Source organism: Dickeya dadantii NCPPB 898 (genome assembly GCF_000406145.1).
GTDB classification, from domain to species: domain Bacteria; phylum Pseudomonadota; class Gammaproteobacteria; order Enterobacterales; family Enterobacteriaceae; genus Dickeya; species Dickeya dadantii.
Window position 1 is genome coordinate 768,280 of record NZ_CM001976.1, and the last position, 21,396, is coordinate 789,675.

Annotated in this window: 18 protein-coding genes; 10 read left to right on the forward strand and 8 right to left on the reverse strand. The window is 60.3% G+C overall.

Annotated elements, in window-relative coordinates; all coding sequences use genetic code 11:
• Positions 1 to 49 precede the first annotated feature (49 nt).
• Together DDA898_RS03975 and nifJ are read right to left on the reverse strand one after the other, a co-directional pair.
• Positions 50 to 1,147 (reverse strand): L,D-transpeptidase family protein, encoded by a 1,098-nt coding sequence (locus DDA898_RS03975; RefSeq protein WP_038910275.1) that lies wholly within the window; start codon positions 1,145 to 1,147, stop codon positions 50 to 52.
• 249 nt (positions 1,148 to 1,396) lie between these two features.
• Entirely contained in the window at positions 1,397 to 4,930 is a 3,534-nt protein-coding gene (nifJ, locus tag DDA898_RS03980) for a pyruvate:ferredoxin (flavodoxin) oxidoreductase (RefSeq protein ID WP_038910276.1), read from the reverse strand.
• A gap of 544 nt (positions 4,931 to 5,474) precedes the next feature.
• Between nifJ and DDA898_RS03985 the strand changes: the two genes are divergently transcribed.
• Both DDA898_RS03985 and DDA898_RS03990 read left to right on the forward strand, forming a co-directional pair.
• Positions 5,475 to 5,897, forward strand: coding sequence for a hypothetical protein (locus tag DDA898_RS03985; RefSeq protein WP_013316427.1), 423 nt, complete (start codon positions 5,475 to 5,477; stop codon positions 5,895 to 5,897).
• A gap of 149 nt (positions 5,898 to 6,046) precedes the next feature.
• Positions 6,047 to 6,592, forward strand: coding sequence for a GNAT family N-acetyltransferase (locus DDA898_RS03990; RefSeq protein ID WP_038910277.1), 546 nt, complete (start codon positions 6,047 to 6,049; stop codon positions 6,590 to 6,592).
• A 24-nt stretch (positions 6,593 to 6,616) separates the two neighbouring features.
• Here DDA898_RS03990 and DDA898_RS03995 read toward each other — a convergent pair whose 3' ends face one another.
• Complete coding sequence (locus tag DDA898_RS03995) at positions 6,617 to 6,910, reverse strand: LysE family translocator (protein ID WP_038910278.1); 294 nt, start codon at positions 6,908 to 6,910, stop codon at positions 6,617 to 6,619.
• A 96-nt stretch (positions 6,911 to 7,006) separates the two neighbouring features.
• Here DDA898_RS03995 and DDA898_RS04000 point away from each other — a divergent pair, with 96 nt between their 5' ends.
• Entirely contained in the window at positions 7,007 to 7,732 is a 726-nt protein-coding gene (locus DDA898_RS04000) for a YnfC family lipoprotein (protein WP_038910279.1), read from the forward strand.
• 129 nt (positions 7,733 to 7,861) lie between these two features.
• Here DDA898_RS04000 and DDA898_RS04005 read toward each other — a convergent pair whose 3' ends face one another.
• The 3 genes from DDA898_RS04005 to DDA898_RS04015 all read right to left on the reverse strand — a co-directional run bounded on the left by DDA898_RS04005 (position 7,862) and on the right by DDA898_RS04015 (position 11,668).
• The gene (locus DDA898_RS04005; RefSeq protein WP_038912422.1) at positions 7,862 to 9,430 is read right to left on the reverse strand and encodes a glycoside hydrolase family 43 protein; all 1,569 of its coding nucleotides are present in this window, start codon (positions 9,428 to 9,430) and stop codon (positions 7,862 to 7,864) included.
• A 22-nt stretch (positions 9,431 to 9,452) separates the two neighbouring features.
• Positions 9,453 to 10,910 (reverse strand): glycoside-pentoside-hexuronide (GPH):cation symporter, encoded by a 1,458-nt coding sequence (locus tag DDA898_RS04010; RefSeq protein ID WP_038910281.1) that lies wholly within the window; start codon positions 10,908 to 10,910, stop codon positions 9,453 to 9,455.
• Between the two features lie 518 nt (positions 10,911 to 11,428).
• Positions 11,429 to 11,668, reverse strand: coding sequence for a DinI family protein (locus tag DDA898_RS04015; RefSeq protein WP_013316433.1), 240 nt, complete (start codon positions 11,666 to 11,668; stop codon positions 11,429 to 11,431).
• Positions 11,669 to 11,982: 314 nt separating this feature from the next.
• Here DDA898_RS04015 and DDA898_RS04020 point away from each other — a divergent pair, with 314 nt between their 5' ends.
• Entirely contained in the window at positions 11,983 to 12,378 is a 396-nt protein-coding gene (locus DDA898_RS04020; RefSeq protein ID WP_013316434.1) for a VOC family protein, read from the forward strand.
• 14 nt (positions 12,379 to 12,392) lie between these two features.
• Positions 12,393 to 12,677, forward strand: coding sequence for a YciI family protein (locus tag DDA898_RS04025; protein ID WP_013316435.1), 285 nt, complete (start codon positions 12,393 to 12,395; stop codon positions 12,675 to 12,677).
• Between the two features lie 56 nt (positions 12,678 to 12,733).
• On the opposite strand, the gene ddlA is transcribed toward DDA898_RS04025, so the two are convergent.
• Positions 12,734 to 13,834 (reverse strand): D-alanine--D-alanine ligase, encoded by a 1,101-nt coding sequence (ddlA, locus tag DDA898_RS04030; protein WP_038910282.1) that lies wholly within the window; start codon positions 13,832 to 13,834, stop codon positions 12,734 to 12,736.
• 187 nt (positions 13,835 to 14,021) lie between these two features.
• Between ddlA and DDA898_RS04035 the strand changes: the two genes are divergently transcribed.
• The 4 genes from DDA898_RS04035 (at position 14,022) to DDA898_RS04050 (ending at position 19,153) form a co-directional block, all read left to right on the forward strand.
• Positions 14,022 to 14,846, forward strand: coding sequence for a helix-turn-helix domain-containing protein (locus DDA898_RS04035; RefSeq protein ID WP_038910283.1), 825 nt, complete (start codon positions 14,022 to 14,024; stop codon positions 14,844 to 14,846).
• 267 nt (positions 14,847 to 15,113) lie between these two features.
• Positions 15,114 to 16,484, forward strand: a complete 1,371-nt coding sequence (locus tag DDA898_RS04040) for an aspartate aminotransferase family protein (RefSeq protein ID WP_038910284.1) — start codon at positions 15,114 to 15,116, stop codon at positions 16,482 to 16,484.
• A gap of 10 nt (positions 16,485 to 16,494) precedes the next feature.
• Entirely contained in the window at positions 16,495 to 17,649 is a 1,155-nt protein-coding gene (locus tag DDA898_RS04045; protein ID WP_033111605.1) for an iron-containing alcohol dehydrogenase, read from the forward strand.
• An 82-nt stretch (positions 17,650 to 17,731) separates the two neighbouring features.
• Positions 17,732 to 19,153: an APC family permease gene (locus tag DDA898_RS04050; RefSeq protein WP_050570183.1), complete on the forward strand. Its 1,422-nt coding sequence runs from the start codon at positions 17,732 to 17,734 to the stop codon at positions 19,151 to 19,153.
• Positions 19,154 to 19,196: 43 nt separating this feature from the next.
• On the opposite strand, the gene DDA898_RS04055 is transcribed toward DDA898_RS04050, so the two are convergent.
• A complete protein-coding gene (locus DDA898_RS04055; RefSeq protein ID WP_023637610.1) occupies positions 19,197 to 20,372 on the reverse strand; it encodes an MFS transporter in 1,176 nt (391 codons plus the stop codon).
• 106 nt (positions 20,373 to 20,478) lie between these two features.
• Between DDA898_RS04055 and yafC the strand changes: the two genes are divergently transcribed.
• Positions 20,479 to 21,366: a DNA-binding transcriptional regulator YafC gene (yafC, locus tag DDA898_RS04060; RefSeq protein WP_013316442.1), complete on the forward strand. Its 888-nt coding sequence runs from the start codon at positions 20,479 to 20,481 to the stop codon at positions 21,364 to 21,366.
• The last annotated feature ends 30 nt before the right edge of the window (positions 21,367 to 21,396 follow it).

Genomic DNA, 21,396 nt, shown 5'->3' on the forward strand with positions numbered 1-21,396 from the left:
CAGGGCAGCTTACGCTGCCCTGTGAACAGGATGATAACCTGGGAATCGATCAGGATTTGCTGGCGTCAGTCGCCGCAGCGGCTGCCGGCGCGGCATCGGTGATCGCCGGCTGGGCCTGAGGCGCCGCCGGTTGTGCATTATCCGGCGTTGCCGGCGTGTTGGTCTGCTGGATGACCGGCGCCTGCGGCGCCGCAGGTACGGCTGGTTCGATCGGCGCGACGTTTTCCGCCGGGCCGTTCACTTTCGTCGGCATACCGATACGATTTTGCAGTGCCTGATTCACCGTGCTTTCACTGACGCTGGCGTCCGCCAGCACCTTGGTCACCGCCGGGGTCAACTTCAGCGGAACCGGCGTGTCGGAGTTGAACTCTTCCTCGGTACGGGACAGCGGGTTATGAACTTCGACATAACGTGAACCGTCCGGCTCCACGGTGGCTTTTACCGGCTCGTTGATGAACTGAACGCGGGTGCCGACCGGAACATGGTCGAACAGGTACTTGATGTCTTTGTCGCGCAGACGCACGCAACCGTGGCTGACGCGCAGGCCGATGCCGAAGTTGGCGTTGGTGCCGTGGATGGCGTACAGGTTGCCGATGTAAAGCGCGTACAGCCCCATCGGGTTGTCCGGGCCGGCCGGGTAGACCTGAGGCAGGAATTCACCGCGGGCGGCGTATTCTGCGTGCATGGCGGCGGTCGGCGTCCAGGTCGGGCGCTCTTTCTTGCGTTGAACCGAAGTCACCCAATTGATCGGGGTGTCTTTACCGAGCTGGCCGATGCCGATCGGCAACACCACCACGGTTTTGGAACCTTTCGGGTAGTAATACAGACGCATTTCGGCACTGTTGATCACAATGCCTTCGCGCGGTGCGTCAGGGAGAATCAGTTGCTGCGGCACGGTCATGGTGCTTCCCGGTTTTGGCAGATAAACGTCAATGCCCGGGTTGGCTTCCAGCAGGTTGCTCAGGCCCATCTGGTACTGAGCGGCAAAGTGTTCCAGCGCATCGGTGCTATCGCTGGGAATAGTGACTTGGATATTTTCACCCACCAGCCGGCTATTCGGGGCTGGTAATGGATAAACCACGGCGAGTGCTGTCTGGCTGAAAGCAGCCGCCGCCACAACTAGTGTCAGGATCGCGCGAATACTCATTTTCATATCTTTGTTGAGTGTTAAAAGCCATTGCGGCAAAGGAATTGTTGTTATCCGGTACAATAAGTCCGGATGCGCATTATATGTGCAGAAGGGCGGCAGGAAAACCAGATGTACAATCAATTACATTATAAGCATCGGGCGTGGGGAAATTGGGCGACAAATAAAGGGAACGAACGGCATGGTCGGCACGTGCTGGAAAGAATCAGGGAGCGGTTTCCCGCTCCCTGAGTGATCCGCGTGAGCGGGTTATTCCTGGGGGTTTTTCTCCGCCTTGCCCGCCATCAGAGTTAGGAAGTCATAGCGACGGCGCAGGTCCGCCTCGGCTTCTTCATACAGCAGGGCAGCGGCTTCCGGCTGCTGGTTATTGAGCCGGCGGAAGCGTTGCTCGTTGAGCAGGGTTTCGCTCAGGCTGGCTGACGGCGGACGGGAGTCCGTCACCAGCGCCGGTTTGCCTTCCGCCGTACGACGCGGGTCGAAGCGATACAGCGGCCAGAAACCGGTGGCGGTCAACTGGCGCATCTGGTCGTGGCTGAATGCCAGATCGTAACCGTGCTCTTCGCAAGGGCTGTAGGCGATGATCAGCGACGGGCCCGGCCAGGCTTCCGCTTCCTGAATCGCTTTCACCGTCTGGTTAAGCTGGGCACCCAGCGAGATCTGCGCCACGTAGACGTGGCCGTACATCATCACGTTGATGCCGAGGTCTTTGCGCGCCTTGCGTTTGCCATTCTCGCCAAACTTGGTGACGGCGCCGAGCGGGGTGGCTTTGGACTGCTGGCCGCCGGTGTTGGAATAACACTGGGTGTCGAGCACCAGCACGTTAACGTTTTCCGACAGGCTCATCACGTGGTCGAGGCCGCCGTAGCCGATGTCGTAGGCCCAGCCGTCGCCGCCAATCAACCAGATGGATTTGTCCACCAGATGATCGGCTTCCGCCGCCAACTGGCGGGCGTCGGCGCTATCGATGGCGCTGAGTGACTGACGCAGGCGGGCAATCTGTTCACGGCGCGCATCGGCGGCAACAGAGTCTTCCAGCAGGTCGGCCACCAGGTCGGCGGGCAGTTGCGGCTTGAGCTGCTCCAGCAGACGCAGAGCGCGCTGGCGATGCTGGTCGACGCTCAGGCGGAAGCCCAGCCCGAATTCGGCGTTGTCTTCAAACAGCGAGTTGGCCCATGCCGGCCCGCGGCCGTTGGCGTCGGTGGTCCAGGGCGTCGTCGGCAGGTTGCCGCCGTAAATCGAGGAACAGCCGGTAGCGTTGGCCACCAGCAGGCGATCGCCGTACAGCTGGGTCAGCAGCTTGATATATGGGGTTTCACCGCAGCCGGAACAGGCGCCGGAGTACTCGAACAGCGGTGTGATCAACTGCGAGGTGCGAATATCGATACGCTCCAGTTTGCTGCGGTCGATTTCCGGCAGTTTAAGGAAGAAATCGTAATGGGTTTTCTCGGTCGCCACATGGTCCAGACGCGGTTCCATGTTGATGGCCTTGATTTCCGGATTCTGGCGATCTTTGGCCGGGCACACTTCCACGCACAGGTTACAGCCGGTGCAGTCTTCCGGCGCGACCTGCAACACGTATTTCTGACCGCGCATGTCGCGGGCTTTGACATCCAGCGACTGCAGCGATTCCGGGGCGCGAGCCATCGCATCGGCGGGCACCACCTTGGCGCGGATGGCGGAGTGCGGGCAGGCGGCCACGCAGTGGTTGCACTGGGTACACAGATCCGGTTTCCACAGCGGAATCTCTTCGGCGATGTTGCGCTTTTCCCACTGGGTGGTGCCGACCGGCCAGGTGCCGTCCGGCGGCAGGGCGGACACCGGCAGGCTGTCGCCCAGACCGGCCAGCATCGCGGCGGTGACGGTTTTGACGAAGTCGGGCGCGGCGTCGGACACCACCGGCGGGCGGCACGGGCTGTCCGGGTTCACCGGCTCCAGCGCCACCGCTTCCAGCGCAGCCAGCGTCGCATCCAGCGCCCGCCAGTTGCGTTCCACCAGCTCCTGGCCTTTGCTGCCGTAGCTGCTGGCGATGGCGGCGCGCAGTTTGTCGCGCGCGTCGTCGCCCGGCAGGATTTGCGTCAGATGGAAGAACGCCATCTGCATCACGGTGTTGATGCGTGCGCCCAACTGGCATTCGCGGGCGATTTTCGCCGCATTGATGCAAAACACCCGCGCCTGACGCTGGTTCAGCCCGGCCTGCACTTCCTGCGGCAGCCGGTGCCACAGGTCGTCGGCGCTGTAAGGCGTGTTGATAAGGAAGATGCCGCCCGGTTTCAGGCGCTCCACCATGCTGTATTTGTCGATGAACTGCCATTGATGGCAGGCCACGAAATCCGCCTGTTCAATCAGGTAGGCGGAATGAATCGGGTGCGGGCCGACGCGCATGTGGGAAACCGTCAGGCTGCCGGCTTTTTTGGAGTCGTAAACGAAATAGCCCTGCACGAACAGCGGGGTCGAATTACCGACGATTTTGATCGAGTTTTTGGCGGCGGATACGGTGCCGTCGCTGCCAAGCCCGTAGAACAGCGCTTCCAGCGACGCCTGGGTCGGCATCGGCTGGTCGGACAGCGGCAACGACAGGTGGGTGATATCGTCATAAATACCGACGGTAAAACGCGCTCTGGGGTTGGTAAGCGCTAACTCTTTATAGGTTGCTTCGACACACTGCGGGGTGAATTCTTTCGACGACAGGCCGTAGCGGCCGCCGATTACCTTCGGCATAAGTGGGCGCTCACCTCGTGAGAACGCCTCCGCCAGCGCGGTCATCACGTCCAGATACAGCGGTTCAGCCTGCGCGCCGGGTTCTTTGGTGCGGTCCAGCACCGCGATGGACTGCGCGCCTGGCGGAATCGCCGCCAGCAGATGCTGCGCGGAGAACGGCCGGTACAGCCGAACCTTCACCACGCCGACTTTTTCGCCGCGTGTCAGCAGGGTGTCGATCACCTCTTCACAGGTGCCGACGCCGGAGCCCATCATCACGATAACGCGGGTCGCGTCCGGATGGCCGTAATACTCGAACGGCTGGTATTGGCGGCCGGTTTCGCGGGCGAAGTCGTCCATCGCCTGTTCCACGTGGCCGAATGCCGCGTTGTACCACGGGTTGGTGGCTTCTCGCGCCTGGAAGAAGGTATCCGGGTTGGAGGCGGTGCCGCGAATCACCGGACGCTCAGGAGTAAGCGCCCGCTCACGATGCGCATCAATCGCCGCCTGCGGCAACAGCGCGTGCAACTGCGCATCGCTCAGCGGTTCGATCTTGTTGATTTCGTGCGAGGTGCGAAAGCCGTCGAAGAAATGAATAAACGGCAGACGGCTGTTGAGGCTCGCCATCTGGGAAATCAGCGCGAAGTCCTGCGCTTCCTGCACGTTGCTGGCGCACAGCATGGCGCAACCGGTCTGGCGCACCGCCATCACATCCGAATGGTCGCAGAAAATGGACAACGCATGAGTCGCCACGGTACGGGCGGCGACATGCAGCACAAACGGCGTCAACTGACCGGCCAGCTTGTACAGCGTCGGGATCATCAGCAGCAGGCCCTGCGAGGAAGTAAAGGTCGTGGACAGCGCGCCGGTCTGTAATGCGCCGTGCACGGTGGCGATGGCGCCGGCTTCGGATTGCATCTCAACCACCCGAGGTGTATCTCCCCAGATATTCTTGCGTTCGTCGCTCGACCAGGCGGCCGCTTGTTCGGCCATGGTGGAGCTGGGAGTAATGGGGTAGATAGCGATAACTTCATTGGTTCGCCAGGCGACCGAAGCGACCGCGTTATTACCGTCGGTGGTGATCATGACTTAACCTTCTTTGTTGCTGAACGATGACCTGCTGCGTGGCGGCTATTATCGCTGCCCGGCGAATTTTTTTGACCGATTATAGCCCGCTGAGTTGTTTCAAGGTGTGTATGGCAGCGCCACTGGCCGGCAATATAATAGCAGTTTAGGGGGCACTGTGCAGTTCCCAACCGGGTACGTTGCGGCAGATCCTCTGCGCCGGCGTTCACATTCCTGCGCGGGAATAGGGCGCTGGTGATAAACAGCGGTGTTAATGTATCGTTAATAAAATCAGGTTATATCACCTATTATCGTACAGCCAGACAAGAGCGTGGCGCTGTCCGATTAAAAATCCGACATTCGCCCGCAAAGCGGGAAATGCCAGTGGAAGGATAGGCATCTGCGCCTATGCTGAAATAAAGCGCCGGACACCTCCTGATGCGGGCGTGAGCGTCAGGCCGGCAGAAAAATCCCAGACGCGACCATTAAGGAAATCTGTTCATACCTCAGGGATAGTCTTCGCGCTCTTCGGGTTGATTATCGACTTTGACGAAGGAACAGCACTATGTTTATCGATCTGAGAGACAAAATGGTATCGGTATTAGCCAGAATCCGTGAAAGAGGCTATGGACCGGAAGAAGCCATCAATCATATTGTTCAATCTCTGGGTAGTCGTTATAGCGATGTGTCCAAAGTAAACGTGCTGACCTCGAAACTGATAGCCGATGTGATTCACTCTACCTACCAGGATGAAACCTCGCCGCTGGAGATTGCGGCCATTATCCGCATGCTTGGCTACGCCAGTCGGGATGTGGTGGGCGGCATTCACGAACAGTTTCCGCAACTGACGCCGGAAGAGGTTGGTCGACTAGTGCTGAATGAAAAGGTTTACCCCAAAACTGACCGCGCCTCTTTTGTCGCCGCCATGACCTACGGGGGCTATTCCCGCGAGGAGAGCGAGCAGGCGGCGAACAGCCTGTATTCCTGATGGTCGCTGACAGACGATATCAGGGCGGCAGGCTATCTTTGCTGTAGGCCGGCGCTATTGCCGCCGGCTGGAACCATTCTCCGCCATGATGCCACTGAACAGAGCGCCCGTGGATATGACGACGGGATGCGACTGATGAGGAGAATCTGATGCGGCAACCTATCCTGACTACCGAGCATCTGGTATTGCGACCGTTGCAGGCGGCGGACGTCACTGATGTCTGCGCTCTGCTAAATAGCACCCCCGATATTTCCGCCATGACCATGTTGATTCCCTATCCTTGCCCGCGTGAGACGGTAGCCAACTGGGTTGCCGATTTACAGGGCAATTGGGAGCAGCGCAAAGGCGTGGCCTACGCCATCTGTTTATCGCAGAGTCAGCAGCTGATTGGTTCGATTTCGCTGGTGTCGCTGGAAACCGACCAGCCGGAAATCGGTTACTGGCTGGGTGCCGACTTCCGGCAACGAGGATTCGGCACCGAAGCCAGCCGTGCGTTATGCCAGTTCGCCTTTAGCCAACTGAGCATCGAGAAAATCTACGGCTGCCATTTGCCGCAGAACGTGGCGTCCGGCCGGGTATTGCTCAAATGCGGTTTTCATTCACTGGGGATGCGCCATGTGTTTCTGACTGCCCGCCAGCAGCAGGAAACCGTTGCCGTCTACATGATGCCATCGCCTATGATGGCGACGGTATAAGCGGCGCCGTCTGGTTTTTGTGTCTTACTTTTGCAGCAGTAGCCTGATACCCAGTGCGGCTATCACGGTGCCGCTGAGGCGATCAAACACGGTCTTGAACCGCAGATAGGCGCTGCGCGGCCTGCTTGATGACAGCAGCAGCGCCACCAGCGCGAAGATGGCCGCCCCGGCGCCCATCCCCAGTGAAACGGCAATACTAGTGCGTCGCGATGAGGCCAACGCGGTACGTGCGACCAGAATGAAACTTTGCCCCGGACTCATGGCGCCGAGCGCCAGTACCCCGCCGATAGCGGCAATAGCCAGTATGTCGCTTGCCATTTTTTGCTTCCCAAGAGTGATGGAGAGTTATCTTTATCCTCTCTTTTGGAATTGGCGTAAACTGACGCGATTCAACGGGTATCCAGGATAAGGACTATGAAACTACGCGCCACGCTGCTGGCGGGCTCGGTATTACTGGCCGGGTGTGACCTGAAACCGGCCGCGGAGCCGGTGAACCCGGTACTGGCCGGGCTTTCCAATATTTTTGGCTTCGACGCGCTGCGGGGAAAGGTCAAACGCTTTACGCAAACCCAGACCGACGACGCCGGCAAAGTGACGGCCTATGTCGAAGGCGAGTTTGATGCCGAAGGGTGCCTCGCCGCGCTGCGCACTTATCAGCCGTCGATGAATCTCGATCTGGATCTGGTGCGTAACGGGCAGACGCTGGTGGAGCAGAGCGATCGCCAGGCGCTGTTTCAACTGACCGATCACTGCCAACTGGCGAAGACCACCGATGGCCGCCTGAGCTACCGTTCGAACGACAAATACGCCATCGCCGAAGTGGTCTACCGCGATAAGCCGACGCCGCTGGCGAGCTATCGCTACGATGACGACGGCTTCCCGGTCAGCATGACATTTGTTTCGCCGGAAAACGGCAAAGTGACCAAGGTTGAGATGCGTAACGATGCTCCGGCGCAAAAGCGGCTGGATGCCACCGTCGTCGTGACGGAAAACGATGAACAGGTCAGCGTGACCCGCACCAGCTGCCAGTATGACCAGCATTTCAATCCGCGTTTGTGTCAGGTGCTAGTCTCGAACGGCAAAGGCGCCGCACAGACGGTCACCACCCTGACGCATACCACCAAAATCGAGTATTACTAGGCGGTGCTTTTTTCTTGTCCGCGGGGCGTTATTTAGCGGCTGTCGCTATTAGGCGTGACCGCTGGCAGCGGTCCAATGCGGGTGATAGCCTGATGGTTGCGGCCCGGATGCGGGCCGCGTAATCGGCGTTCAGGGCGTAACGTGGAAAAAATCGACGTCGACGCGGCCCGGCCCGCGCTGTTCCGGTAACGACAGCGCATACAGCCCGATTTTGGCCCCCACCCATTTTCCCGGCCCGGCGGCGAAAGGCTCCCCGACCGGGGCGAAACCGCCGTCAGGCGTGCGCCACGCGAACTGGCAGCGTGCGTTCGGCAGCACCGTCACCCGCAGTTCAAGCGTGTGCGCTTCTTCTCCAACCGGTAATGCTGGCCCAGCGTACTGGCGCAGTTCCTGCGCATCGGTCATCCAGCCATAGCCGCTTGTCAGCGCCACGCCGTCCGCCGTTTTTTCCAGCCCCAGAAAAGCGAAGCGCTCGCCGTAAACCATCAGCCCGCAGCGATCGCCCACGTTTTCCAGCGCCGCCTGCAGCCGGGTGGTGACCGTGAAGGTTTCCGCCGGAAATTTCTGCATCAGCAGGTTGGGAACGTCATACCAGGACGGCGCGCCATGACGCTGCGGCATCGGCTGGCAAAACAGTCGCAACCCCGGCCGGCACAGTTCGTACCAGCCTGCGTCGGGATTCGCCTGCCATTGCCACTGTAGGCCGAGCCGGTCGGCGGTGAAATCGTCGCCGGTCGCCGGTTGGGCGCGGATGTTGTCTGCGCTGACGGCCGGCATGGCCGCGTCCTCCACCGGCTCGCCCGGGCCGCCGTCGCCCGATTGCGCGCCGATCAACGGCCAGTCATCCTGCCAGCGCATCGGTTGCAGGTGTACCACGCGGCCGTAGGTGTGACGATCCTGAAAATGCACGAACCAGCTCTCGCCGTTTTCCAGCTCCACCCAGCCGCCCTGATGAGGGCCGTTAACGGCGGAGCGCCCCTGATGCAGCGCCACGCGCGCCTGCCACGGCCCCTGTAGCGAAGCGGCGCGCAGCACCGTTTGCCAGCCGGTGGGCACGCCGCCGGCCGGAGCAAAAATGTAGTACCAGCCGTTGCGCTTATAGAGTTTGGGGCCTTCCAGCGTCGGCTGAGTGGCGGTGCCGTCGACGATAATCCGGCCTTCATCCAGCAGTTGACGGCCGTCGCTGCTCATCCGGCACAATTGTAGCTGGTGCTTGCGCCCGCTGCGGCTGAAGGCAAAGGCGTGAACCAGCCAGGCGCTGCCGTCGTCGTCCCAGAATGGACAGGGATCGATCCAGCCTTTGGCTGGCTGCACGCAATGCGGCGCGCTCCAGTCTCCGCGCGGATCGTCGGCCTGACACATGAAGATCCCTTCGTCCGGCGTGCTGAAAAACACCCAGAATTTCCCGGCATGGTAGCGGATGCTGGGCGCCCAGACGCCTTTCCCCGGTTGAAACCGCTCGTAACCCGGCAGGTCGAAACGCGCAAACACATGGTTGATCAGCGTCCAGTTCACCAGATCCCGCGAATGCAGGATCGGCAGCGCCGGCATATGGTTAAAACTGGACGACACCAGATAAATATCCTCGCCCACCCGCACGATGTCGGGGTCTGAATAGTCGGCGAACAAAATGGGGTTACGGTAGCGGCCGTCGCCCCGATCCGGGTTCCAGGGGGATGTTGGTAGTGAAGGTTCCACGTTGATCTTCTCTCCTTCGCTGTCAGGCCGCGCCACGCGGGGTCAAATGGGGATTGACGCCGTCGTCCTGCTCTGTCGCCGGCTGCGGTGTGGCGTGACGGCGCGCGAGGTCGGTCTGGATCTGTGCCATGGTCTTGTCATCCAGTTTATAGAAACGGGTCAGCCAGTACAGAATCAGGTAGGACAGCGACGGGCCAATACTCAGCAGGCCGATAATGCCGGTGGTGGCAAGCGACGTCTGGGTGGGCGACCCCGCCACATAGCCGAACCAGCCCAGAGCGAACCCGACCAGCGCCCCGGCGACCGCCATTCCCAGCTTGAGGGCGAACAGATTGCCGGAGAAAGACAGCCCGGTGATGCGACGGCCGGTTTTCCATTCGCCGTAGTCGGCGGCGTTAGCCATCATGTTCCACTTAAACGGTTGATACATCTGGTGGAAGAAACCGATCAGGAAATAGAGCGGAAACACCACCGCAAGCCAGGTGGGCGGCACCAGAAACAGCACCACGCCGGTAATGACCAGCAGCAGGTTGATGTTTTTGAACAGGCTGAGGCTGCGATAGCGTTTGGCGAAATAACCGGCCAGCATGGCGCCGATAATGGTGCCGACCACGCTGGTGGTGATAAACGCGCTTTTCATCGCGGTGCCGGCGGGACCGCTGTGCTCCGGGCCGGCCATCAGGTAGGTGGCATAGTACAGCGTGGCCGCGCCGCGCATCACGCCCGCCATGCTGGAGAAAAAGGTAATGACGGCGACGATGCGCCACTGGTCGTTACTCAGCAGATTTTTCACATCGTCCCAGACGTTCTGCCCTTGATCCACCTGCGGATTGATCCGCTCCTGGGTGGTGAAAAAGCAGAAAACCAGCATGATGACGGCCAGAACGCCCATTATCGCCATGGTGCCCTGATAACCGAGTTGCTTATCGCCGCGGCCGATCCAGTCCACCAGCCACAGGGTTCCCACCGACACCAGCAGCCCGGCGGCGGAGGAGATGGTGAAGCGGTAAGACTGGGCGGAAAGCCGGTCTTTTTCATCGGTGGTGATGACCCCGCCCAGCGAACAGTAGGGAATGTTGATGAAGGTGTAGAACATCATCAACAGGGTGTAGGTGATGTAGGCGTAAACCAGTTTCCCGGTGCCGGCCAGGTCCGGCGTGGTGTAGGTCAGAACAGCAATGACGGCGTACGGGACCGCGAACCAGATAAGCCAGGGGCGAAAATGTCCCCAGCGGGTGCGGGTTCGGTCGGCCAGCAGGCCGATCATAGGGTCGATGACGGCGTCCAGTACGCGGGTTACCAGAAACATTACGCCCACCGCCGCCGCGGAAATGCCGTAAATATCGGTATAAAAATAGGTCAGGAACATGGTCACCGAGGAATAGACGATGCCGCAGGCCGCGTCTCCCATACCGAAACCGATTTTTTCCGCCGTGCTCAGCTTATTATCCGCCGTGCTCAACTTGTTATTGTTAGTCATTGGAAACTCCGATGATGGATATCCCGTCATACTCCGCGTTGCAGTCGTGTCGGTTTGATTACCCGGTCCATAAAAGGAGCATTGCCCTTAAGGGTCAACGCAACGCGAATATTGTGGGTATAAAAGCAACGTTTGCTCCGTTCCCGCTTATTGTTGTGGTTAGTTGAATGGGAGACTATTGCGGAATTTCTTATGTTGGTTACGTTTACTGGTATCTGTTATACCGCTCACGAATTTGTGGGGAAGGAAAGAGAAAGTGACAGCAATAATAGGTTTTTTTGCTTTTAAATACAGCCTATTAACCTGTCAGTCAGGTGCCGAGGTGGTATAACAATATTTTGGCCTTCGGCCTATCTTGTGGCCTTTGGCCTGTGCTGTGGCCGCCGGCAGCCTGCGAACCGGCCGGGAACGGGATGCCGGTCAGGCGTACCCGGCAACGATCTGGTTAGCGGCTCATGATGGCGTTTGCGGCGGCGAAGCGGTGCCGCGATAGACCCGGGAAACCGGCCTGACCGTCATTATTCCGGCGTCAGCCATTCGTCGGCTTCGTTAAACATCTCTTCGATAATCCGGTTAATGGTGGATTTATCCTGTTTGCTGGCGTTGGAATTGATGGCGTTGGCTTGCATCGGTTTTATCTTGATTTCCGCGTCCGGAAAGACCCGATGAATGCGTTTGGCGAGTTCGTTTTTAATTTGCTCCGCCGCGTTGGGTAACCCGCTCACGTTTCTTTTATCGTAAACCAACTCTACGTACATTAGCTGCATCTCCATGAAAAATACTGGCTAAATATACAGATTTATTGCAGGGGGCCGCAATCGGTTTTTTTAGGAGCAGCCCGCGATCGCTTTTTCCATATAAACGCAGAGCGGGTCGTCACCGTTAAGGAGAGAACGGGCCGCGCAGGCGATAGACAATAGCGGGCGATGTGCTGGCATTACAGGCTCCTTATTAACCAATAATCGGTTCGCTATTTCATCTAATGCCATGATAAAAAGGGGAATAAGCGGTGTGGTCGGAGTCGGCCGACCGTGGTATGAACCCCTTTTCAGCCATCAGAAAGGAATGACGTATGACCACATTACGCGTGGCGCGGCCGGTAACGGATCTGCAACGAAGCGAGCGGATGTACCGTGATGGGCTAGGGTTGCAGAAATTAGGCTCGTTTGCGCAACACGACGGCTTCAGTGGTGTTATGCTGGGTCGGCAGGGGCTGGCCTGGCACCTTGAGTTTACCGTTTGTCATACTCATCCGGTCATGCCGGCGCCGACGGAAGACGATTTACTGGTGCTGTACGTTTCCGACCATGAGGGGTGGCAGGCGTCCTGCGATCGCATGGTGCAGGCCGGATTCAGCGTGGTGGCGTCATTTAATCCTTACTGGGAGCGGCAGGGCAAAACTTTCCGTGATCCCGACGGTTACCGGGTGGTGTTGCAGCAAGGGCGCTGGCCGAATGCCGACTTATAACGAAGAGAATAACCATGTATATCATAAGTTTGACGTACAACGCGCCGCTGGATGAAGTAGAAAACTTGCTGGAAAGGCACGTGACCTGGCTGAAACGGGGATATGAACAAGGTGTGTTTGTGGCGTCCGGGCGCAAAAATCCGCGTACCGGGGGAGTGATTCTGGCTAAGAGCGTCGGACGGGAAGAGCTGGATGATTTTTTAAAGCAGGATCCGTTTCAGGCGGTGGCCAACTACGAGGTGATCGATTTCCAGCCGTCGATGACCGTTGATGCCTTCGCGGCCCTCAGCCGCATCTGAGCAACACGCTCCGGTATGCGCCGCGCGCGCGCCGGAGCGCATCCATCACTTGCGCGTCATTCGCGCACCGAGCTTTGCAGATTGCTGTCCTGCGCGTGGCGCTCCAGCGCCAGTTCAATCAATTGGGTGATCAGAGCGGTATAGCCAAGCCCACTGGCCTCCCACAGTTTCGGGTACATGCTGATGTTGGTGAAACCGGGCAGGGTGTTGACCTCGTTGACAATCACCTGCTGGTCCGGCGTCAGGAACACGTCTACCCGCGCCATGCCCTGGCAGTCCAGCGTCTGGAACGCCCGCAGGGCGATATCGCGGATATGCTGGTGCACCTCGTCGTCCATCGCCGCCGGAATCGCTACCGCCGCGCCGTCTTCGTTGATGTATTTGGTGTCGTAGGAGTAAAACTCGTCGTGCAGCACGATTTCGCCGCAGACGCTGGCTTTCGGGTAGTCGTTGCCCAGCACCGCACATTCGATTTCACGACCGACGATCGCCGACTCCACCAGCACTTTGTGGTCGTAACGGAACGCCAGATCCACCGCCCGCTCGAATTCCGCCTGATTACGTACTTTGCTCACGCCGACGGAAGATCCCTGATTGGCCGGTTTGACGAACAGCGGCAGACCCAGTTGCGCCGTCACGCTGTCATAGGGATGGCGGGCGCGGTTGGCGCGGGTTAGGGTGACGAACGGCGCTACCTGCAGGCCGGCGTCGCGCAGCAACCGCTTGGTGACGTCTTTGTCCATGCTGACGGCGGAACCCAGCACGCTGCTGCCGATAAACGGAATGTTCGCCATGCGCAGCAACCCCTGCAACGAACCGTCTTCGCCCAGCGTGCCGTGAACGATCGGGAAAATGACGTCAATCTGCGACAGCGCGCTGGCGCTGGCGGTGTCGATCAACTGATGGTGGGTTTGCCCCGGAATCAGCGCCACATTCTGACTGGATCGGTTTAAGGCGATCAGCGCCGGGTTGTCGGCGTTGAGCAGGTAGTTGGAGGCGTCGTTGACGTGCCATTCCCCTTGCTTGTCGATGCCCAGCAACACCACATCGAACCGCGTTTTATCAATGGCGTCCACAATGTTTTTTGCGGACTGCAGTGACACTTCGTGCTCAGAGGATTTACCACCAAAAACCACGCCAACCCGAATTTTACTCATATCACTCTTTCCGTTCATGGGATCGTTGTACTGTCTACCGCCTGACAAGACGTCATTTGACCTGTGGTTGCAAGAGTATCATTTCGTGCCGCGACACGGGACTTTTTTCCGGTCGCCGGCCGCGGCGTTTTTCCGGTTCTGGCGCAAAAATTGCTGATTCGAAAGAAACGCGCAACAGGAGAAGGGTATGCGTACCGGTTCAATGTCGCCGGCGGTCAGGCCGCTGCAGCCCTGGTTTGTGATCAATGCCGCCGAAGACTATCTGAAAAAGGCGCTTATCGACTCGCCGATCGCGCATTTTTACTGCTTTTCCGTCGCCAGAGAACAGCCGGTGACGCTGGCGGTGCCGGACGGCAGCGTCGATATCCTGTTCAACATCAGTGGCAACGCGCCGTTTGGGCGGGTATGCGGCAGCACCGAGGCGGCGCAGGCGACCCGGCTCAGCCCCGGCGAACGTTATTTCGGCGTACGCTTCATGCCGGGCGTGATGCCGGCGTTTCTGGATCTGTCCGCCGGCGAGCTGGCCGGGCAGGAGATCGCGTTTCATGACGCGGCGCCCGGCGCCGGGCGGCTGGTGGAGCGGCTGGCCGACAGCCGGGATTTCGGTGAGCAGGTGTCGCTGTTTCTGAGCTATTTTTCCCGCCAGATGGATCGGGTTTCCCCGCCGTTGCTGCTGCAGATGATCGATTTGATCATGGCGCACGACGGGGTGATCCGGGTCGAACAGCTGGAACGGAAAACCCTCTATTCCGCCCGTTATATCCACCGTTTGTTTCACGACCACTGCGGCATGTCCACCAAGGCGTTTTGCCGCACTATCCGCTTTCAGCGCGCGCTGTCGCTGCTTAATCAGGGCGACGCGCAGAACATGGCGATGCTGGCCCAGCGGCTCGGCTATGCCGACCAGTCGCATTTCCTGCGCGAATTCAAGGATTTCGCTTCCTGTTCGCCCAAAGCCTATCTGGCGGGGATTCAGGCTATCCGTTATCAGCACCGCATCCGGCAGTGTTGACGTTTTCGCCAGTGCGTACGGCGTGCCATCCCTTGATGTTCACCTCCCTCTGAGATACCGGATCGACGGGCATGTCCGGCTGGCTGCGCTGCGGACGGGCCGTTCGCGTTCGTTGCCTTTTTTTAGTGCGAAATTGCACCAAAACAACGCCGGTTCTGCACCGTGGCCTGTGCCGATTTGTTCTATTTTCCCGCCCCGCCGTCCCGCTATAAACAGCTCACGGAACGTGTTTCTTTTCTTCATCAATCAGAGTTGAGCGAGGGTGTTATGGCGGATGCAAAAAAGGTAGTACCGGGGTTCTATACCATTGACGATGCTATCGCGCTGGATGGCAAAACAACGCGGGAGTTGCAACTGACCCACCTGAACCGCATGCGGTCGCTGGACGGGCACGCCAAGTATTTCGTACGGGCGGAAGGCAGCACCTTTATCGACGACAACGGCGACAAGCATCTGGACATGATCGGCGCGGTCGGCGTGGTGACGGTCGGCAACAACAACGAGTTTGTCTGGTCCTGCCTGCAGAAGTGTTTCGACAACCGCCTGTTCATGATGGGCGCCATCTCTTACCACAACGTCGCGGCGGCGCTGGCGCACAACATGGCGCTGCTGTCGCCGCAGGGCAAACTCACCAAGATGGGCACCGCCACCGGCGGCGCGGAAGCCATCGAAGGCATGATCAAACTGGTGAAACTCGGCACCCGTCATAAACCGGAGAAAACCCACCTGCTGGCGACGCTGGGCGCGTTTCACGGCAAGACCTCCGGCGCGGTGTCGCTGGGCGGCAAGGACAAATGGCGCTTCGGTCAACAGCCGACGCTCGGCAACATCGACCACGTGACCTACGGTTCGGTCGACGAACTCGCGGCGGCGCTGGCTACCGGCAAGTACAAGGCGTTTGTGGTGGAGCCGATTCAGGGCGAAGGCGGCATTTTGGTGCCGCCTGCGGGGTATCTGAAAGCGGCTCGCGAGCTGTGCGACCGTTACGACACGCTGTTGGTACTGGATGAAATCCAGTGCGGCGCGGCGCGTACCGGTAAATTCTGGTGCTGCGAGCACGAAGACGTGGTGCCGGATTGCATCGTGTTCGCCAAGGGGTTGTCCGGCGGGCTGGTGCCGTTCGGCGGTTATCTCTGTACCGAAGCATTGTACGAAGCGGCTTACGGCACCATCGAAACCTGTTATCACCACACCGCCACCTATCAGGAAAACACCCTCAGCGCCGCGGCGGCGCTGGGCGCGTTGCAGTTCATCGTGGAGCACGACCTGTGCGGCATGGCGGAACACAAGGGCGCGCGCATGATGCAGCGGCTGCGCGAAGTACAGGCGCGTTACCCCGGCGTGATCCGCGAGGTGCGCGGCAAAGGGCTGATGATCGGCATGGAATTCTGCCCGATGCCGGAAGCGCAGCGCGCGACGTTCGGCGACTACTACTCCGCGCCCATCGCCGGCCTGATGGTGGAGAAATGGCGCATTCAGGTGAATTTCACCATCAATAATCTGGCGGTGTTCCGCTTCCTGCCGCCGCTGACCATCACCGACGAGGAACTGGATTACGCGCTGGATGCCTTTGAGTCCTCGGTGGCGCAGGTGGTCGAGCAGGTGAAGGCCGCCGCTCCGTCGGCGACGCCGGCGTGAGGAGCGAGTGATGAACTTCTCTTATCTGCAACCGGTCAAGCTGTGCTTTGGCCGCGGCGAGTCGAAACGGGTGGGGCAGGAGGTCGCGCAGCTGGGGCGCAAGGTGCTGCTGGTGACCGGCACCACCAGTTGCCGCAAAACCGGTCTGTTGGATCGGGTGACCGATGCGCTGGCCGCCAGCGGCGTGACCTGCTTTCTGTTTGAACGCATCGAATCCAACCCGCTCAGCACCACGGTGGACGACGGCGCGCGGCTGGCGCGCATGCACCAGTGCGACGTGGTGCTGGGGGTCGGCGGCGGCAGCGTGATGGACGCCGCCAAAGCCATCGCGTTCATGGCGAAACATACTGGGTCGGTGGTCGATTACCTGTCGGCCTCCGCTCCGGCGGGCGAGGCGCTGCCGCTGGTGCTGATGACCACCACGGCGGGCACCGGCAGCGAAGGCAACTGCGTGGCGGTGGTCACCAACCCGGCGACCCACGACAAACTGGTGTTCGTCAGCCCGGCGCTGTTCGCCCGCACCGCCATCATCGATCCGACGCTGATGGTGACCCAAACCCCGGCGATGGTGGCCTCTACCGGTTTTGACGCCATGAGCCACAACATCGAAGCGCTGGTCGGGCGCTATGTCCAGCCGATGAGCGCGATCATGAGCCGGGAAGCCATCGGCCTGCTGGCGCGCTATCTGCCGCGTGTCTGGCGCGACGCCGGCGATCTGGACGCCTGGGATCAGGTGTGCTGGGCCAACACCCTCGGCGGTATGGCGATCGGATTGTCGGCCTGCGGGTTGCCGCATGCGATGGAGCACCCGCTGAGCGGGCTGTACAACATCACCCACGGTCAGGGGCTGGCGGCGCTCTACCCGGCGCTGATGGAGTTCTCCTGGCGCGACAACGTGGCCGGGTTCGCCGCGGTGGCGCGGGCGATGAGCGACGACGTCGCGGCCTTGAGCGAAGAGGCGCAGGCCCGGCACAGCGTGGTGCTGATCCGGCAATTACTGGGGACGCTGGCGCTGAACTTCACGCTGCGCGATCTGGGCGTGGATGAGAAAGATATCCCGTGGATGGCGGACAACTGCGTGCAGACGATGGGGTTCAGCCTGCAGCAGAACCCGCGCATCGCCACGCGGGATGAGGTGGAGGCCCTGTATCGGGCCTGTCTGTAAGCAACCATAGGCTGTGAACAGGCCGCCAGGCGGCGGCCGTGTTCGCCCGTCTTCAACCCGGTGCGCGATCGCGAGGGCCAAAATGAAAGAGAATCAACTGAAAAAGAACAGCCTGGGGCTGTGGTCGTTAGTGTTTTTCGTGGTTGCAGCCGCGTCGCCGTTGACCGGGGTGATCGGCGGGCTGCCGGTGGCGATGTCGGCGGGCAACGGCGCCGGGATTCCCGCCATGTATGTGCTGGCCGGGGCGATTCTGCTGGTGTTCTCGTTTGGGTATATCGCCATGAGCCGTTACGTGACCAACGCCGGCGCGTTTTACAGTTACATCGCGCTGGGGCTGGGGCAACGCACCGGCGTGAGCGCGCTGACGGTGGCGCTACTGGCCTATTTCGCCATTCAGATCGCGGTGGTGGCGCTGTTCGGCTTTTTCAGCCAGATGTACGTGCAGGATCATCTCGGCGTCAATTTGCCCTGGTGGGCTTACAGCGGCGCGATGTTGCTGGTGATCTGCTATCTGGGGATCGAAAGCGTGGAGATCGGCGGCAAGGTGTTGGGCATCCTGATGCTACTGGAGGTGGGCATCGTGCTGTTGACCGATATCGCGATCCTGTGGTCGCACGGGCCACAGCCGCTGACTTTCGCCTCTTTTACGCCGTCGGTGGTCCAGCAGGGCAACCTCGGCATTGCGCTGGTGTTCACCATCGCCGCCTTCATCGGTTTCGAATCCACCGCCATCTACGGCGAAGAGTGCCGGGAACCGGCCAAAACCATTCCCCGCGCCACCCTGATGGCGGTGGTGCTGATCACGCTGTTTTTTGCGCTGACCAGTTGGGCGATGGTGCAGGCGTACGGGCTGGAGCAGGTGCGGGAGCAGGCGCTCAACAATCCGGGCCGGTTCGTGTTTGACGTCGCCAGCCGCCTGCTGGGGCCGTGGTCGGAACAGGTGATGTCGTTGCTGCTGATCACCAGCCTGTTCGCCGCCGCGCAGGCGTTCCACAACAACATTTCCCGCTACCTGTTCAGCATCAGCCGCGACGGGGTTCTGTGGTCGAAAATGGCGCAGGTGCGGAGCGGCAAAGGGACGCCTTACATCGCCAGTCTGGTGCAGACGCTGATGATGCTGGCGTTATTACTGGCGCTGACGGCCGGCGGCGCGGACCCGATGATGCATATTTTCGCCTGGGGTTCCGCGGTGGCGACGATGGCGATCCTGCTGTTGCAGGGCGGGGTATCGCTGGCGGTGGTGATGTTCTTTCGTCGCGCGCCTCATTATCCGGTGTCGGCCTGGAGTCGCCTGTGGGCGCCGCTGTGCTCGGCGGTATCGATGGGCGTGGCGTTGCTGATGGTGAGCGACAACATGGATGTGCTGAGCGGTTCCTCGTCACAGCTGGTGTTCTTTATTCCGTGGGCGGTGGTAGGGATCGCGCTGGCGGGTTACCTGTTCGCCTGCCGGAGCCAACAGACGGGGCGTGCTTTCACGCTGGAGAATATGAACTCGCGGGGATAGCGGAAAATGCCGGGGAGCATCGTCCCCGGCGTAGCCTGTTTTTTCAGTCCAGCAGCGGACGGGGTTGTCTGTCCAGCCGGCCGCTCAGGGTGATCAACAGTAGCGCGACGGCCACAATCACCGCGCCGATCCACGGCGTTTGCGCCAGTCCGCCGCGGGCGACCGTCTGCCCGCCGATCACCGACCCCAGCGCAATGCCGACGTTAAACGCCGCAATGTTCAAACCGGACGCGACGTCCACCGCATGGGGCGCATACTGTTCGGCTTTCTGAACCACATAGACCTGCAGGCCCGGCACATTGCCGAACGCGAACACCCCCATCGCCAGCACCGTCGCCAGCGCGGCGTACTGGATGGATGCCGTGAACTGGAACACCAGCAGCAACAGCGCCAGCGCCGCGAAGATAAATGTCAGCGCCGGCACCGCGCCGTGGCGATCCGCCAGTTTCCCGCCCCAGAGATTGCCAATCGCCACCGACACGCCATAACCCAGCAGAATCCAGCTGACGGCGGAGGGGCTAAACCCTGCCAGATCCTGCATCATCGACGCCAGAAAGGTGAAGGCGGTGAACACGCCGCCGTAACCCAGCGCGGTAATCGCGTAAATCATCAGCAGTCTGGGGTGGGTCAGCACCTGCAACTGCGCTTTCAGGCTGGCGATGGCCCGGCCGGGGATGGTGTTCGGCACCAGCAGCAGGCTGCTTAACAGTGAAATCACGCCCAGCGCCGACACGGCCAGAAAGGTTTCGCGCCAGCCGGCATGCTGGCCGATGAAGGTGCCCAGCGGTACGCCGGTCACCAGCGCCACGGTCAGCCCGCCGAACATGATGGCGATCGCCGAAGCGGCTTTCTCTTTCGGCACCAGACTGGTGGCGATGGTGGAGCCAATCGAGAAGAACACGCCATGCGCCAGCCCGGTCAGCAGCCGCGCCGCTACCAGCGTGGCGTAGTTGGGGGCCAGCCAGGCCAGCAGGTTGCCGGCGGTGAACAGCGCCATCAGCCCGACCAGCAGCGGTTTGCGCGGTAGCGTTCCGGTGAGCGCGGTCAGCACCGGCGCGCCCACGGCGACGCCCAGCGCGTAAATGGAAACCAGCAGTCCTGCCGAGGGCAGCGAGATCGCCAGTTGGTCGGCGATGGTCGGCACCAGGCCGACAATCACGAATTCGGTGGTGCCAATTGCAAAGGCACTGATGGTGAGAGCCAGTAACGCCAGCGGCATAATTATCTCCATAAAACGGGGTTTGATTAATGGCGCTCAGTATGGAGAACTGCTTAAATAACAAAAATGGCTAAAATCTCAATGGAATTTTGCTGGAGAAGCAAAAATGAAGGCGACCTCGGAAGAGCTGGCGATTTTTGTCTCGGTGGTGGAAAGCGGCAGCTTCAGCCGGGCGGCGGAACAGCTGGGGCTGGCGAACTCGGCGGTGAGCCGGGCGGTGAAGAAACTCGAAATGAAGCTGGGCGTTAGTCTGCTGAACCGCACCACGCGGCAACTGAGCCTGACGGAAGAGGGCGAACGCTATTTTCGCCGGGTACAGCAGATACTACAGGAGATGGCGGCGGCGGAAACCGAACTGATGGAAACCCGCCGCACGCCGCGCGGCCTGTTGCGCATCGACGCCGCTACGCCGGTGGTGCTGCATTTGTTGATGCCGCTGGTCAAACCGTTTCGTGAACGTTACCCCGAGGTGACGCTGTCGTTGGTGTCGTCGGAGACGTTTATCAATCTGATTGAGCGCAAGGTCGATGTGGCGATCCGCGCCGGGACGCTCACCGACTCCAGCCTGCGCGCCCGCCCGTTGTTTACCAGCTATCGCAAGATCGTCGCCTCGCCGGACTATGTGGCGAAACACGGCGCGCCGCAGCATGTGGATGAACTGGCGCGGCATCTTTGCCTGGGGTTTACCGAGCCGGTGTCGCTCAACACCTGGCCGGTGGCGCGCGCAGACGGCCAACTGTATGAGATTGCGGTGGGGCTGTCGTCCAACAGCGGCGAAACCCTCAAGCAACTGAGCCTGACGGGCAACGGCATCGCTTGTCTGTCGGATTACATGATTGATGGGGAGATCGCCCGCGGCGAACTGGTGGAACTGCTCGCCGACCAGCGCCTGCCGGTCGCCATGCCGTTCAGCGCGGTCTATTACAGCGACCGCGCCGTCAGTACCCGCATCCGGGCGTTTATCGATTTTCTGAGCGAGCAGGTGCAGCGGTAAGAACAGGTGTAGCGGTAAGAAAGTGGTAAG

Coding starts and splice junctions, on each gene's coding strand:
- DDA898_RS03975 (WP_038910275.1), bottom strand. CDS start 1,147: ATGAGTATTCGCGCGATCCTGACACTAGTTGTGGCGGCGGCTGCTTTC.
- nifJ (WP_038910276.1), bottom strand. CDS start 4,930: ATGATCACCACCGACGGTAATAACGCGGTCGCTTCGGTCGCCTGGCGA.
- DDA898_RS03985 (WP_013316427.1), top strand. CDS start 5,475: ATGTTTATCGATCTGAGAGACAAAATGGTATCGGTATTAGCCAGAATC.
- DDA898_RS03990 (WP_038910277.1), top strand. CDS start 6,047: ATGCGGCAACCTATCCTGACTACCGAGCATCTGGTATTGCGACCGTTG.
- DDA898_RS03995 (WP_038910278.1), bottom strand. CDS start 6,910: ATGGCAAGCGACATACTGGCTATTGCCGCTATCGGCGGGGTACTGGCG.
- DDA898_RS04000 (WP_038910279.1), top strand. CDS start 7,007: ATGAAACTACGCGCCACGCTGCTGGCGGGCTCGGTATTACTGGCCGGG.
- DDA898_RS04010 (WP_038910281.1), bottom strand. CDS start 10,910: ATGACTAACAATAACAAGTTGAGCACGGCGGATAATAAGCTGAGCACG.
- DDA898_RS04015 (WP_013316433.1), bottom strand. CDS start 11,668: ATGTACGTAGAGTTGGTTTACGATAAAAGAAACGTGAGCGGGTTACCC.
- DDA898_RS04020 (WP_013316434.1), top strand. CDS start 11,983: ATGACCACATTACGCGTGGCGCGGCCGGTAACGGATCTGCAACGAAGC.
- DDA898_RS04025 (WP_013316435.1), top strand. CDS start 12,393: ATGTATATCATAAGTTTGACGTACAACGCGCCGCTGGATGAAGTAGAA.
- ddlA (WP_038910282.1), bottom strand. CDS start 13,834: ATGAGTAAAATTCGGGTTGGCGTGGTTTTTGGTGGTAAATCCTCTGAG.
- DDA898_RS04035 (WP_038910283.1), top strand. CDS start 14,022: ATGCGTACCGGTTCAATGTCGCCGGCGGTCAGGCCGCTGCAGCCCTGG.
- DDA898_RS04040 (WP_038910284.1), top strand. CDS start 15,114: ATGGCGGATGCAAAAAAGGTAGTACCGGGGTTCTATACCATTGACGAT.
- DDA898_RS04045 (WP_033111605.1), top strand. CDS start 16,495: ATGAACTTCTCTTATCTGCAACCGGTCAAGCTGTGCTTTGGCCGCGGC.
- DDA898_RS04050 (WP_050570183.1), top strand. CDS start 17,732: ATGAAAGAGAATCAACTGAAAAAGAACAGCCTGGGGCTGTGGTCGTTA.
- DDA898_RS04055 (WP_023637610.1), bottom strand. CDS start 20,372: ATGCCGCTGGCGTTACTGGCTCTCACCATCAGTGCCTTTGCAATTGGC.
- yafC (WP_013316442.1), top strand. CDS start 20,479: ATGAAGGCGACCTCGGAAGAGCTGGCGATTTTTGTCTCGGTGGTGGAA.